We start from the raw sequence: 13352 nt of genomic DNA on the forward strand, positions 1-13352 counted from the left end.
ATGATCGATCACGTTGACCGCATCCTCAGGCAATGGAATGCCGAACGGCCCGACCTCGATGCTTCCCCCATGGGGGTTATCGGGCGGCTATCCCGGTTGTCCCGGCAAATCGACCGGGAGCTTGGGCAGACCTTCCTCAACCATGGGATGGACGCCGCAAGCTTCGACGTCCTCGCTACCCTACGCCGGTCCGGTCAGCCCTATGCTCTGACCCCTCGCGAACTCACCGCCAGTTCGATGGTGACCTCCAGCGCCATTGCCCAGCGCCTCAACCGACTTGAGGAACGCCGGCTGATCACCCGCGCCAAGGACCCCGGCGACGGACGCGGCAAGCAGGTGGCACTTACCCCCGACGGCCTTAAACTGATCGACGCTGCCCTACCCGAGCACCTGGCGACCGAACAGCGGATCCTCTCCGCCCTATCATCCGATGAGCGGGACGCCCTCGCCGTGCTACTGACCAAACTGTCAGCGGCACGTGGTTAGCTGAAACAGTCCTGATACCGCAAACCGCTCAAAGGTTGCAGCTGCTGGGAGGCACAGTGTTTCTTCTCGACCCCACCCTTCCCGGTGGGCCGCCGGACCTGGTCTTTTCCGCCACCGACCTGGTCACTGCCGCCGAATGCGAGTACCGGCTGCTTTCCGCTCTCGACGAGAAGCTGGGCCGTTCCACCCGGCCGGTGTTCGACGTCGACGCCATGCTGGAGCGCACCGCCGTCCTCGGCGATGTCCATGAACGCAACGTGTTCGACGCCCTCATTGCTGAGCACGGCCCCTGGAATCCTGACACCCAGACTGGCGTGTACGACGTCGTCCCCGCCGTGGGAATGCACCGCACCCCCTTGGTGGACAAGCATCGGGAATCGATTGCTGCGCTGAGGTCGGGGGCCGACGTCGTCTTCCAGGCGGCGTTCTTCGACGGCCAGTTCCACGGCAGATCCGACTTCCTGGTGAAAACCACTGAGGGACAGTACGCGGTCTGGGACACGAAACTGGCCCGCCACGCGAAGGTAAGCGCCCTGTTGCAACTCGCTGCCTACGGTGACCAGTTGCTGGCGGCTGGCATCCCGACGGCGCCCGAGGTCACGCTGGTGCTGGGCAACGGAGCGCACAGCATCCACAGTCTCTCCGACATTCTGCCCATCTTCCGCGAGCGCCGCGCACGGTTCCTGCGCCTGGTCGACAAGCACCGCAGCCAGCCCGAACCGGTGCGGTGGGGACGTGCTGGCCACACCGAGTGCGGCCGCTGCAACTACTGCCAGCTGAAGGTCGTCGAAACCCGGGACCTGCTGCTGGTAGCAGGAATGAGCACCACCCGCCGGGCAAAGCTCCACCAGGACGGCATTCGCACCATTGACCAATTGGCCGCCCTCGACGTTCCCATCAATAACAAGAGCCTGCTTCGGTTGGGAGATCAGGCGCGGATGCAGACCGGCACAGCCCACCCCGACGGCAGCGTGGTCTACACCGGCAAGGAGGGCCTGCCGACCACGTTGAGCTACCGAGTTCTCCCCGACCACACGTTGGGTACCCTCCCTGCGCCCAGCCAGGGGGACATCTTCTTCGATTTCGAGGGCGATCCGTTGTGGCAGGACAGTGCCGGCAGATGGGGTCTTGAGTATCTGTTCGGCGTCGTCGAGAACCCAGACCGCCCCGGCGACCCTCCCCCGTTCCTGCCGTTATGGGCGCACTCCCGCCTCGAGGAGCGCCACGCCTTCACTGACTTTCTTGAGTACGTCGCCGACCGCCGGGCCCGGTACCCCAACCTGCACATCTACCACTACGCCTCCTATGAGAAGACTGCGCTGCGCAACCTGTCGCTGACCCACGTGGTCGGCGAGGATGCGGTGGACGCCCTGCTTCGGGAAGGCGTCCTCGTGGACCTGTATGAGACGGTGCGCCACAGCCTGAGGATTTCCGAGCATTCCTACAGCATCAAGAAGCTCGAACCCCTCTATATGGGTGAACATCTGCGCAGCGGGGATGTTAAGGACGCCGGAGCCTCAGTGGTTGCCTACGCCGACTACTGCACTGCCAGGGATTCCGGTAATGAAGTCCTCGCCGCTGAGATCCTCGCCGGAATCCGCGACTATAACGAGTACGACTGCCTCTCGACCCTCCGGCTCCGCGACTGGCTGCTCGACCGGGCCGCCGAACAGGGCGTCACAGCCGCTCCCGGCCCCCGGCAGGATGCCCCGGCAGAACTGCAGGAGCCACCCCCCGAGGAGACCCGACTTCTGGCGTACCTTGACGGTCTCCCCCTGACCCGCGAGCTGACCGCTGATGAGCAGGCCGTGGCGATGGTCGCCGCAGCTGTCGGCTATCACCGCCGCGAAGACAAGCAGTTCTGGTGGGAGCATTTCGACCGGCTGGACACGGCGATCGAGGACTGGCCGGATACCCGCAACGTCTTTGTGGTGCAGGGGGCCGAGGTTCTCGATGACTGGGAAAAGCCCACCTCTCGAAGCAACCCGGTCCGCACACTCCGATTGACGGGCGTGGCGTCCGAGGGATCCGACTTCGAGCCGGGGAAAACCCTGTTTCGCCTGTATGACCGGCCGTTCCCGGACGACCTCGCTGCCGAAGCCGGGACGGAGACCTCATTCAGGGCCGGTTGGTTCGGCACCGAGGTAGTCTCCCGGGACCACGACGGCGTCCTGGACGTGCTGGTGATCCGCGAGAAGCTCAGGACCAAGGGTGCCGTGTATAGCGAACCGCCCATCGCGCTGACCCCCGATCAGCCGATCGCGACGAAGAGTATCCGCGCCGCGTTGGCCGAGTTGGCCCACCAGGTGGGGTCAGTGGTGCCCGACCTGCCCCGCAGCCCGGGGCTGGAGGTGCTGCGCCGGGCCAACCCCAGGCTCTCTGGTGTGGGGTCCCTGCCGGTGGTGGTCGACGGCGACTACGTCACCGCCATCACCGCCGCCGTCACCGCGCTGGACCACAGCTATCTGGCCGTGCAGGGCCCGCCGGGGACCGGCAAGACCTACGTCGGCTCACACGTCATCTCCGCGCTGGTGGCCCGCGGCTGGAAAGTAGGAGTGGTGGGCCAATCCCACAAGGTGGTCGAGCACCTGATCCGGCAGGCACTCGCGGCCGGTGTCCCGGCTGACCGCACCGCGAAGAAGACCAAAGATCCCCAGACACCGTGGGCCCACACCACCGACGATGGCGTTGCGGCGCTCCTCGTTTCCCCAGGCGGAGCGCTGGTCGGCGGGACCGCCTGGACGATGACGGGCAGCAAGGTCCCAGCCGGCTCCCTGGATCTGCTGGTCATCGACGAGGCAGGACAGTACTCGCTGGCGAACACCCTCGCGGTGTCGCGGGCAGCCACGCGCCTCCTGCTGCTGGGCGATCCGCAGCAGCTGCCGCAGGTGACCCAGGGAACCCACCCCGAACCAGTGGATACCTCAGCGCTGGGCTGGCTCTCGGCGGGTCACGCGACCCTTCCCCCAGAGCTCGGCTACTTTCTGGCCGATAGCTGGCGGATGCACCCCGACCTCTGCGCAGTCGTGTCCCGGCTGTCCTACGACGGAAAGCTCGAGTCGGCGCCTGCAGCCGCCCAGCGCTTCCTTGCGGGACCACCGGCAGGGGTTGAGTGCATCATGGTGGAGCATGCCGGCAATACCACCTCGTCGCCCGAGGAAGCCGCGGAGGTGGTCGCCCAGGTGACAGCGTATCTCGGTCTTCAATGGGCGGGTGGCACGGGCGAGCGTCCTCGCCCGCTGGAGCCCGACGACCTACTGGTCGTGGCTGCCTACAACGCCCAGGTGCAGGAAATCCAGACCCGCCTTAAGATGGCTGGGCTGAAGGGCGTGAGGGTGGGAACCGTCGACAAGTTTCAGGGTCAGGAAGCTCCGGTGGTGATCGTTTCGATGGCCTGCTCCTCGGCGGTCGAGGCTCCCCGGGGGGTCGGATTCCTCCTCAACCGCAACCGGGTCAATGTTGCAGTGTCGCGAGGGCAATGGCGGGCAGTCATCATCCGTTCGCCATTGCTCACCCACCATTTACCGCCCCGGCCGGAACAGTTCGAGGAGTTGGGAGCCTTTGTCGGGTTGTGCATGGCGGGGACGGATGATTCGCTCTAGCCAGGGCTGGCGACCAAGCCCCCGTCCGTGGGGGGGAGGCAGCGTAGTGGGTTGACGGCGTGACTCCGACCTATTTCCGGCCCACCCCCTTGGATCAAAGATGTGACGATTAACGCAAAATAGGGCGGGAATTGCTTCCCGCCCTATTTCAGTGGTCAGTGACCACTAAGTCGAACTAGACGACCTGGATGTTTACGGCCTGAGGACCCTTGGGGCCCTGCTCGGTCTCGAAGCTAACCTTCTGGTTCTCGTCGAGGGACTTGAAGCCGCTCGAGTTGATAGCGGAGAAGTGAGCGAACACATCGGCGCTGCCATCTTCTGGTTCGATGAAGCCGAAGCCCTTGTCAGCGTTGAACCATTTCACGGTACCTGTTGCCATTTTTAATCATCCTTCTGGAAATATGAAACCAATCCCGACTGTCGGGCAGTTTCAGTCGCGGCGTTCGTTTCCCGCTTCTACAGAAAAAGCGGCTGGCCCGTCTGGGTTTCGCCGCTTGAAATACAAAATGCGCAACACTACAACTGCGTAAGAGTCTACATGGATTTTGCTGGAGGCAAAACCGCGGTGCGGGCGCCGCCCAAAAAATAGAGAGAACCTGGAGCGATCCGCTCGTCGGTCTGTGACGAAGAACATGTAGCGAGCAGTCCTCGACTCGTAGTGGACGGCTTCAACAACATCAGTTCGCAAAAGTCAGTAGCTACCAAGCCCGATGAAAGGCAACACCATGAACACCACCTCCAAAGCCCTGAGCGTGGCCTTCGCCGCCACCCTCGCCGGAGCGGTCAGCCTGGGTACAGCCGGCATGGCCGTCGCAGCACCTGCGAGTGCCCCTCTTTCCCTGCCTGCGATGACTCAGGCCGAGGACGTAGTCATCACCATCACGGATTTCTCTTTCGATGTTTCCGGGCCGGTTAGCCCGGGCGCCACAGTGACGGTGACCAACAACGATTCAGAAGCCCACACGGTATCGTCGACCGCCCTGGAATCCGGATCAATCGCTGGCGGGACCAGCCTTACCTTCAGTGCCCCCAGCGAGCCTGGCGAGTACCCGTTCATCTGCGACTTCCACGGCAACATGATGGGAACCCTGGTCGTCGAGGCGGCGGCGGCCCCCGCCCCAGCCGAAACCCCGGCTCCGACCCCGGACCCCACCCCGACTCCAACGTCCCAAATGGGCGAAATGCCCAAGGGCGGCGCCGATACCGGCGCTCAGGAGTCCCCTTCCGAGGGTGCGCTTGGCGGGATTGTTCTCGGCGGCGGGCTGGTCCTCGCCTTGGCGGCAGGCAGCACCTACGTGGTGCGCCGGGCGACAAGCAGCAGCTAGCGACCGCTCGACCGGTATGGAGCGTATGCAACCTCCATACCGGTCTGGGGCTGCGCTCCGCCGTCACATACTGTCTGAAAACGCATGAAAGCATTGGCGCATGTCTTCGACCTCTGACGAGTCGCCTCGGCAGCGCCGCCGCCCACCGCTTCGGATCCTCCTGATCTTGCTGCTACTCGGCATACTCTCGTGGGCGCTGGCGTCCGTCGGGCCCGGTCTGGTCACCGGCATGAATCTCCTTGGGAGTTCCCTCCTGAGCGGCTCCGAGTGCACAGTCAAAACCGCCAACGGCGACGTCGGCCTCACCGGCGACGAGGCGAAGCGGGCCACCACCACCGCCGCGCTCCTGATCCAGGGGTTGGAAGCACCGGATACCTCAACCATCGACGCGGCAGTCATAAGGCAGCTGACAGCTGGATCGCCCGACGACGCAGGGCCTAGCTTTCACTGCCGGGGCTCGGCCGCCACTGACCTCGAGATCGAGCCACCCTCTGACACCGGCCTGACGCCCCGCGCGGAACAGGTGCGGCAGGCGATGGCCGAGGTGTTCGGGGAGCAGAGCCTCGGCGGGTTCGCCCCGGGAGGGGTTGGCGAGGGCCACGGCGAGGCGTCTACCCACTATGACGGCCGGGCCATCGACGTCTTTTACCGCCCGGTGACCGAGGAGAATCGACGTGAGGGGTGGATTCTTGCCCACTGGCTCGTTGCGCATGCGGACGACCTGGACATCCAATACGTCATCTTCGATGACAAGTTCTGGAGCGCACATCTCGCCCGCGGGCGGTGGCACGACTACGAGGCGCCTGCTCCCGGCAACGAGATCCTGCGCCATCTCGATCATGTGCACGTGGACGTTCTTGGTGGAGGTCCCGGCTGACGTACCGGCGCGCATAGCTGCCGTGCGGTCAGGGTTGAGCCTGGTGTGGAATCGACGAGGCGATCAGTATCTCAGCCGCCCGGCGGGCCTGCCTTGCGGGTTCGGTGGTTCCGCTGATTGCGGCGGTGGTTTGCGCGCCTTCGGCCAGGATCGCCAACTGGGCCGCAAGTTCCGCTGTCCCACCGACGTCCGCGACGAGGCCGGAGAGATATTCCTGAAAGGAGTGCTTATGGAGTCGGGCCACCTCGGCGACCGCAGGCGAAACGGCGCCGAGCTCCCCAAAGGCGTTGATGAATCCACAGCCCCGAAATGAGTCGCTGGCAAACCAGTCGGCGAGGTAATCGTAGACAGCCAGGAGGCGGCCCCGCGGGGAGGCGGCTCGGTCAACGGAGGCTGTGACTCCGTCGGTCCACAGCCGGTGCCGATACTGCAGTACCGCAAGCACTATCGCCTCTTTCGACGAAAACAACCGGTATAGCCGCTTCAGGGATACCCCGGAAGCTTCCCGCACATCATCCATTCCTACAGCCTGGATGCCGCGCCCGTAGTACAGCTCGTCAGCAGCCTCAATAACCCTGTTGCGCACCTTTTCCTCATCCATTACCCCAGTGTACTTGCGGGAGAACCATCGTTCCCGTAAAATAATATTCAGGAGAACGTACGTTCTCCATCCTCTGGAAGGACACAGAATGCCGTTCATTACTGCCGGAAACGAAAACTCAGCACCTATTCAGCTGTATTTCGAGGACCACGGGGACGGCCAGCCAGTCGTCCTGATCCACGGGTACCCGCTTGACGGGTCGTCCTGGGAGAAACAAAGCGCAGCCCTCCTGGATGCCGGCTACCGGGTCATTACCTACGACCGGCGCGGTTTTGGCAAGTCTTCCAAGCCGACTACCGGCCATGACTACGACACGTACACCGCTGATCTGCAGGCTGTGATGGAATCGCTCGATCTTCGGGATGCAGTCCTGGTCGGGTTCTCCATGGGAACCGGCGAGGTGGGACGCTACCTGGGTACCTACGGTTCGGACCGGGTCGCGAAAGCAGCATTCCTCGGTTCGCTTCAGCCCTTCCTGCTGCAGACCGATGACAATCCTGCTGGGGTTCCTCAGGAGGTCTTTGACGGGCTGCTTGACGCGGCCAAATCGGACCGGTATGCGTTCTTCACCGACTTTTTCGACAACTTCTTCAATACCAAAGACACCCTCGGCAACCGACTCAGCGAGGAAGCATTGGCGGCAAACAAGAACCTTGCCAATGCGGCTTCGTCCTACGCCTCTGTGTGGGCGCAACCCACCTGGCTCACCGACTTCCGGGCAGATGTAGCCAAGATTTCGGTGCCCGCCCTGATCGTGCACGGCACAGCAGACAATATTCTGCCGATCGACTCGACAGGACGTGAGTTCCACAAAGCCCTCCCTGATGCCGACTACGTTGAGATCGAGGGAGCCCCACATGGCATGCTGTGGACGCATGCCGCTGAGGTCAACAACATCCTCCTCAGCTTTCTCGCTAAGTAACCGACAGAAAACGGAGAAGAGCAATGACTGACAAACACACACTGGACCGCGCCCAGCAGCTGAAAGCGTTACACACGGCACCGGAGATCCTGCGGGTAGTCAACGTCTGGGACGCCATCAGCGCCGCAACTGTCGCCGCGCTGCCGGAGACAAAAGCGATTGCTACTGCGGGGCACTCGATCGCTGCGGCCTACGGTTACGCCGACGGCGCCATGCCGCTGGATACAGCACTGGCCGGGGTGAAGACGATCGTTGACGCCGTTGACCTCCCGGTCACTGCCGATCTCGACGACGGATACGAGAATCCGGCTGAGACCATTCGCCGGGCGATCGGGCTCGGCGTCGTTGGCGCCAACGTTGAAGACCGGCTCCGACCTTTTGATGAGTCAGTTGCCCGCGTGCACGCCATCGTCGCTGCGGCAAACGACGAGGGTATCGCATTTCAGCTCAACGCGCGCACGGACGCGATTGTGCGCGGCGGTGACCGCCCGCTGAAGGACAGCATTGACGACGCCATCAGCCGGGGCCGGGCCTTTCTCGACGCCGGCGCCGCCCTGGTATTCGTCCCCGGGGCTCTTACCCGCGACGTTATCGAGCCTCTTGTTGATGGCCTAGGACGGGGAAAGCTTTCAGTCATCGGAGCCCCCGGCGCCCTTGCAGCAGCCGAGCTGCAGGACCTCGGGGTAGCCCGCATCTCCTATGGACCCTTCACCCAGCGGGTTGCCTTGCACGCACTTCGGGATCTCGCCACCGACCTATACGGGTCAGGGGTCATTCCGGCCGATACCCCGGCCCTGAACTAGCCACAGGACGGGACGGCTGGACATGTGACCAGTGTCGATCGACACCGCCAGCCGTTCCGTCTGCCGCGGTACGCTCAAAACCAGCCTGCACCTTTTGGGCAGGTCAGGGGCCAGAGGAACCGATGGCAGCAAGATGAGTCGTCGCGGTCACCGCGCCGATCGCTACTGTGCCGGTTGCCTCTCGCCCGAGGTACCATCCGTGCATGCGCTCGGTGCCTCCGCCAGGCTGGACCTGCCATCGAGTGTCGCTGACCCGCACGATCGGCGCCGTCGCTACGAGGTCCAGCGCCACGGGAAGGATAACCGTGTCGGATACCGTCACGCCACCCTGGCATTCGTCAGTGATGAACCGCTCGAACTGGATGGATCCGGAGGCGGTGGCTGTTCCCAGCTTGCGGCCGATGGTCAGCACCCCTGGTCCCGACCCGACGACGAACTGCTCGCGGACACCTGTCGTACCGTCACCACAGTCGATCAGTTCGGCGGTGAAGCTCGACGCACTGACCGTCGTCGCACGCCCCGGCGGGCTGGTGGTGCTGGCCTGCACAATGGCGTCCTCAAGGAGGACACCCGGACCGGTGGGGTCAAACTCGGCGCTGTAGTCGCCCCGCGCTCCTGTGCCGCCCGGCGGTGCGACCGGGTCGGGGGCAACCGGGGCGTCGCCGTGGGTTCGCTGCCGCTCCACAGCGTACTTCAGGAACGCCGCGGGGCTCTCCGCCTCAACGATGAGCGAGCCCACGCTAACGGAGCCGGTGCCATCGCGGGCGAAACTGTAGGACCGACCAGTCGTACGATCGGCGCCAGCAGACGTGGTGCCTCCGATACCCGTAAAGAACCTGACCGAAGTACCCATCACCGTAATCTGCACCTCCTGTGCGGGCAGCGTCGTGGTTGATCCCGTGTCGCCGCACCCGGGGTTGGCGGTGACAACCAGGTTGACGACCGCGTGCCCGACGGCCTGGTCGAGGCTATGCCCGATATCGAGGGTTACCGGACCCGGCTCGCTCGCGTCCCGGGTTTCGGTTTGGACCGTGGTGGTGGCGATGTCTTCGCTCAGATCTGGGCAGGTGATGGTGGCCGCCCGGGACAGGAAAACATCAACCGTCGCAGCAGCACCGACCTCCTGCCGGAAGGAGACCGCACCGGCGTAGGCTCCGTCCGTCGCGGGAAGGAGGTTGACCGCAGCCTGGTAGTACCGCAGGTTTTCCTGCTGCGTGCCTCCGGGTGGTGCTGCCACCGCCACTGTTGTTAAGGTCGGGGCGATGAGCCCCACCATGGCTACGCAACACACCAATCTGCAACGTGCACCTGTGCCTAGTTTCATGGCGCGCTCCCTGCCCTCTTGGGCAATTTTACTCCCGGACGGGTTTCACGTCACCGCTTTTGGTCTACAGTTTCTGGGCGGCCCGCGGACCTCACACAATTCCGCCAGTAGCGCGTGAGAGCATTAATGCATGCCCCCAACCAGCTCTCCCATGATCGATGTCACCGACATCATCCGCATGGTGGGCGGCGCCTCCTTCCAGCGTGGACAGACCTACGCGAAGCAGGGTGCAGTGTCCCAGCTTGCCTGGGATCCGTCGAGCAATACTCTTGACGCCCGGGTCCAGGGAAATTCACCCGCCGCGTACCGCACGCGCCTTTTCCTGTCAGCAAAGGGCGACGGTCGCTACCGCCTCAGGGACAGCTTCTGCAGCTGCCCCATCAGCCTCGACTGCAAGCATGTGGCCGCCACGGCGCTGCAAAGCAACACCGAGCATCTCCTTTCCCGTGCGGAGCTCACTACCCCCCTTCGGCGAGCAGAGCCGCAGGGCTGGCAGAGCTCCCTCACCGGGCTGATCGAGCCCGCGCCCGACGACGCCGCCCGGGCCGCCACTGCGTTCACCCCTCTCGCGCTCCAGTTTGAGCTCCGGTCCGCCCCCAACTCCCGCCCGGGATGGTCGTCAAACGGCTCATCGCGAAAAGCCACCAAGCCTCGGCTGGGTGTCCGCCCGGTGGTCCGCAACAGCAAAGGCAACTGGGTCAAGAACAACCTGACCTGGGGCAGCATCAGCTATCAGACGTACGGCATCCTCCTCGACCCCGACCAGCACCGCTGGTTCTCCCAGTTCCCCTCACTCCACCGTGGAACCGGGGTCAGCTACTTCGGCAACAACGATTCCTGGCTGTACCTCGAAGACTTCAGCAACCCGCTCCTGTGGCAGTTGCTGCGCGAAGCACGGCGCCTCGGCATCGAATTTGTCGGCTCCACCAAGGGCGTCGCAGTGGTGCTGGGCGGGACGGCCACCCTCAAACTCGATGCCACCGCCACCACCGACCTCCAGCTGCGCCTATGCCCGGTCCTGGAAATCGACGGTCACCAGCACCCGCCCGACACTGCCCGGCCAATCTGCACCCACGGCATCTACACCGTCGACCCCGGAACTCCCACCCGAAGCACCGTCATTACACTGGCACCGTCGGCGAAACGGCTCACCGATCACGACATCGGGCTCCTGCTGCAAACTGCCCCGGTAATCATCCCCGCCGAGGAAACTCCCCTCTTCCTCGACAGCTTCTACCCACGGCTTCGCCAGGCGATCGAGGTCATCAGCAGCGACGAGTCGGTCAACTTCCCCGACATCGCGCCCCCACTGCTCATCCTCACCGCCCACTACACCGCGGATGACCGGCTGGAACTCGACTGGGACTGGGAGTACCGGCTCGGCGACGGACCAACCCGTAAATCACTGCTCGCCGAACCCGGCGCCCAGGACTACCGCGACGCCGCTGCCGAGGAAGAGCTGCTCCACGCCGCACGCACCCAGCTCGGGTCCACCCCGCTCAAGGCACTCACCCTGGAGGACATGGCAGCCGTCGAGTTCACCGAGGACACCCTGCCGAAGCTGACGGGATTCGACGGCATCAGGGTTGACGTGATCGGCGAGAAGCCCACCTATGAGGAGCTCACCGAGCCCGCCCAGCTCACCATCACGACCGTCGAGACCGACAACCGCGACTGGTTTGACCTCGGCGTGCTCGTCACCGTCCAGGGCCGCAAGGTCCCGTTCGACCACATTTTCCGTGCCCTCGCCCAGGGGAAAAAGAAAATCAAGCTGGTGGACAACAGCTACCTGTCCATAAACCAGCCCATCTTCGAACAGCTGCGCGAACTGATCGAGGAAGCCCGCTCCCTCAACGAATGGGAACCGGGACTGAAGATCAGCCGCTACCAGGCGGGGCTGTGGGCCGAGTTCGAGGACCTGGCCGAGGAAACCGAGGAGGCCCAGGGGTGGCGGTCAGCGGTGGCGGGCCTGAACGATCTACAGGAAATCTCCCCCGCTCCCCTGCCCCCCACCCTGTTTGCCACCCTCCGTCCGTACCAGCAGGACGGTTTTAACTGGCTCGCGTTCCTCTATCAGCACGGACTCGGCGGTGTCCTCGGCGACGACATGGGCCTCGGCAAAACCCTGCAGACCCTGGCCCTCCTCACCCATGTACATGAAACCGGCGAAACCAGGCCCTTCCTCGTCGTCGCCCCCACCTCGGTGGTCCCGAACTGGGTGTCCGAAGCCCAGCGCTTCGCCCCCGGCCTCTCCGTCACCGGCATCACCGACACCCAGGCGAAAAGCGGCACGGATCTGGCGACCCTAATCGGAGGAGCTGACGTCGTCATCACCTCTTACACCTTGTTCCGCCTCGATTTCGAGGGTTACCAGGCGCAGGAATGGGCCGGGCTAATCCTCGACGAGGCACAGTTTGTGAAAAACCGGACCGCGAAGGTCCATCTGTGCGCCAAAGAGCTTTCGGCGCCGTTCAAGCTCGCCATCACCGGCACCCCCATGGAGAACAACCTGATGGAGCTGTGGTCGCTGTTCTCCATCACCGCGCCGGGCCTGTTCCCCTCCGCCCGCCGGTTCACCGAGGATTACCGCAACCCGATCGAGAAGACAGGCAACACCGAGCGTCTCGCCCGGCTGCGCCGCAGGATCCGGCCGCTGCTGATGCGGCGCACCAAGGAGGCCGTCGCCTCCGACCTGCCACCGAAGCAGGAGCAGGTGCTGGAGGTGGAGCTGCATTCCCGGCACCGGAAGATCTACCAGACCCATCTGCAACGGGAACGCCAGAAGCTGCTCGGCCTGATCGAGGACCTGGACCGCAACCGGATGATCGTGTTCAGGTCACTCACGCTGCTGCGGATGCTGAGCCTCGACGCGTCGCTGGTGGACAAGGCGTACGACGGCGTCCCCTCCGCCAAGCTCGACGTCCTGTTCGAGCAGCTTGAGGATGTGGTCGCCGAGGGCCACCGGGCCCTGGTCTTCAGCCAGTTCACCTCCTTTCTGAAGAAGGCAGCCGAGCGGCTTGACGCCCAAGGCATCGCCTACAGCTACCTCGACGGCTCCACCCTGCGCCGCGGTGACGTGATCAACGGCTTCAAGGACGGCGACGCCCCGGTCTTCCTGATCAGCCTCAAGGCCGGTGGGTTCGGCCTGAACCTCACCGAGGCGGACTACGTGTTCCTCCTGGACCCCTGGTGGAACCCCGCCACCGAGGCGCAGGCCGTCGACCGCACCCACCGGATCGGCCAGACCCGCAACGTCATGGTGTACCGGATGGTGGCCGCCGGCACCATCGAGGAGAAGGTCATGAAGCTCAAGGAACAGAAGGCCAAGCTGTTCAGTTCAGTGCTGGACGACGACGCCGTCTTCAGCTCCGCGCTAACCGCCGACGACATCCGGGGCCTGCTGGAGGGCTAA

Annotated in this window: 10 protein-coding genes; 7 read left to right on the top strand and 3 right to left on the bottom strand. The window is 64.2% G+C overall.

Annotated elements, in window-relative coordinates; genetic code table 11:
- Nucleotides 1-486 carry a MarR family winged helix-turn-helix transcriptional regulator gene (locus ACX80O_RS01965; RefSeq protein WP_459332336.1) on the top strand — a complete coding sequence of 162 codons (486 nt, stop codon included), beginning with the start codon at nucleotides 1-3 and terminating at the stop codon, nucleotides 484-486.
- Between the two features lie 56 nt (nucleotides 487-542).
- Nucleotides 543-4088: a TM0106 family RecB-like putative nuclease gene (locus tag ACX80O_RS01970; protein WP_459332337.1), complete on the top strand. Its 3546-nt coding sequence runs from the start codon at nucleotides 543-545 to the stop codon at nucleotides 4086-4088.
- Nucleotides 4089-4263: 175 nt separating this feature from the next.
- On the opposite strand, the gene ACX80O_RS01975 is transcribed toward ACX80O_RS01970, so the two are convergent.
- Nucleotides 4264-4467: a cold-shock protein gene (locus ACX80O_RS01975; RefSeq protein WP_019483883.1), complete on the bottom strand. Its 204-nt coding sequence runs from the start codon at nucleotides 4465-4467 to the stop codon at nucleotides 4264-4266.
- A gap of 346 nt (nucleotides 4468-4813) precedes the next feature.
- On the opposite strand from ACX80O_RS01975, the gene ACX80O_RS01980 reads away from it, so the two are divergent.
- Nucleotides 4814-5413, top strand: a complete 600-nt coding sequence (locus tag ACX80O_RS01980) for a cupredoxin domain-containing protein (protein ID WP_459305215.1) — start codon at nucleotides 4814-4816, stop codon at nucleotides 5411-5413.
- A gap of 100 nt (nucleotides 5414-5513) precedes the next feature.
- Nucleotides 5514-6290 carry a VldE C-terminal domain-containing protein gene (locus ACX80O_RS01985; protein ID WP_459332338.1) on the top strand — a complete coding sequence of 259 codons (777 nt, stop codon included), beginning with the start codon at nucleotides 5514-5516 and terminating at the stop codon, nucleotides 6288-6290.
- A 28-nt stretch (nucleotides 6291-6318) separates the two neighbouring features.
- Here the strand turns inward: ACX80O_RS01985 and ACX80O_RS01990 are convergent, their stop codons facing one another.
- Nucleotides 6319-6891, bottom strand: coding sequence for a TetR/AcrR family transcriptional regulator (locus ACX80O_RS01990; RefSeq protein WP_459332339.1), 573 nt, complete (start codon nucleotides 6889-6891; stop codon nucleotides 6319-6321).
- Nucleotides 6892-6979: 88 nt separating this feature from the next.
- Here ACX80O_RS01990 and ACX80O_RS01995 point away from each other — a divergent pair, with 88 nt between their 5' ends.
- The gene (locus tag ACX80O_RS01995; protein WP_459332340.1) at nucleotides 6980-7813 is read left to right on the top strand and encodes an alpha/beta fold hydrolase; all 834 of its coding nucleotides are present in this window, start codon (nucleotides 6980-6982) and stop codon (nucleotides 7811-7813) included.
- A gap of 23 nt (nucleotides 7814-7836) precedes the next feature.
- Entirely contained in the window at nucleotides 7837-8616 is a 780-nt protein-coding gene (locus tag ACX80O_RS02000; protein ID WP_459332341.1) for an isocitrate lyase/PEP mutase family protein, read from the top strand.
- Between the two features lie 103 nt (nucleotides 8617-8719).
- Here ACX80O_RS02000 and ACX80O_RS02005 read toward each other — a convergent pair whose 3' ends face one another.
- A complete protein-coding gene (locus ACX80O_RS02005; RefSeq protein ID WP_459332342.1) occupies nucleotides 8720-9853 on the bottom strand; it encodes a hypothetical protein in 1134 nt (377 codons plus the stop codon).
- 217 nt (nucleotides 9854-10070) lie between these two features.
- Between ACX80O_RS02005 and ACX80O_RS02010 the strand changes: the two genes are divergently transcribed.
- On the top strand, nucleotides 10071-13352 hold the full coding sequence (locus tag ACX80O_RS02010) for a DEAD/DEAH box helicase (protein ID WP_459332343.1): 3282 nt from the start codon (nucleotides 10071-10073) through the stop codon (nucleotides 13350-13352).

The sequence above is a fragment of the Arthrobacter glycogeni genome, assembly GCF_054511155.1.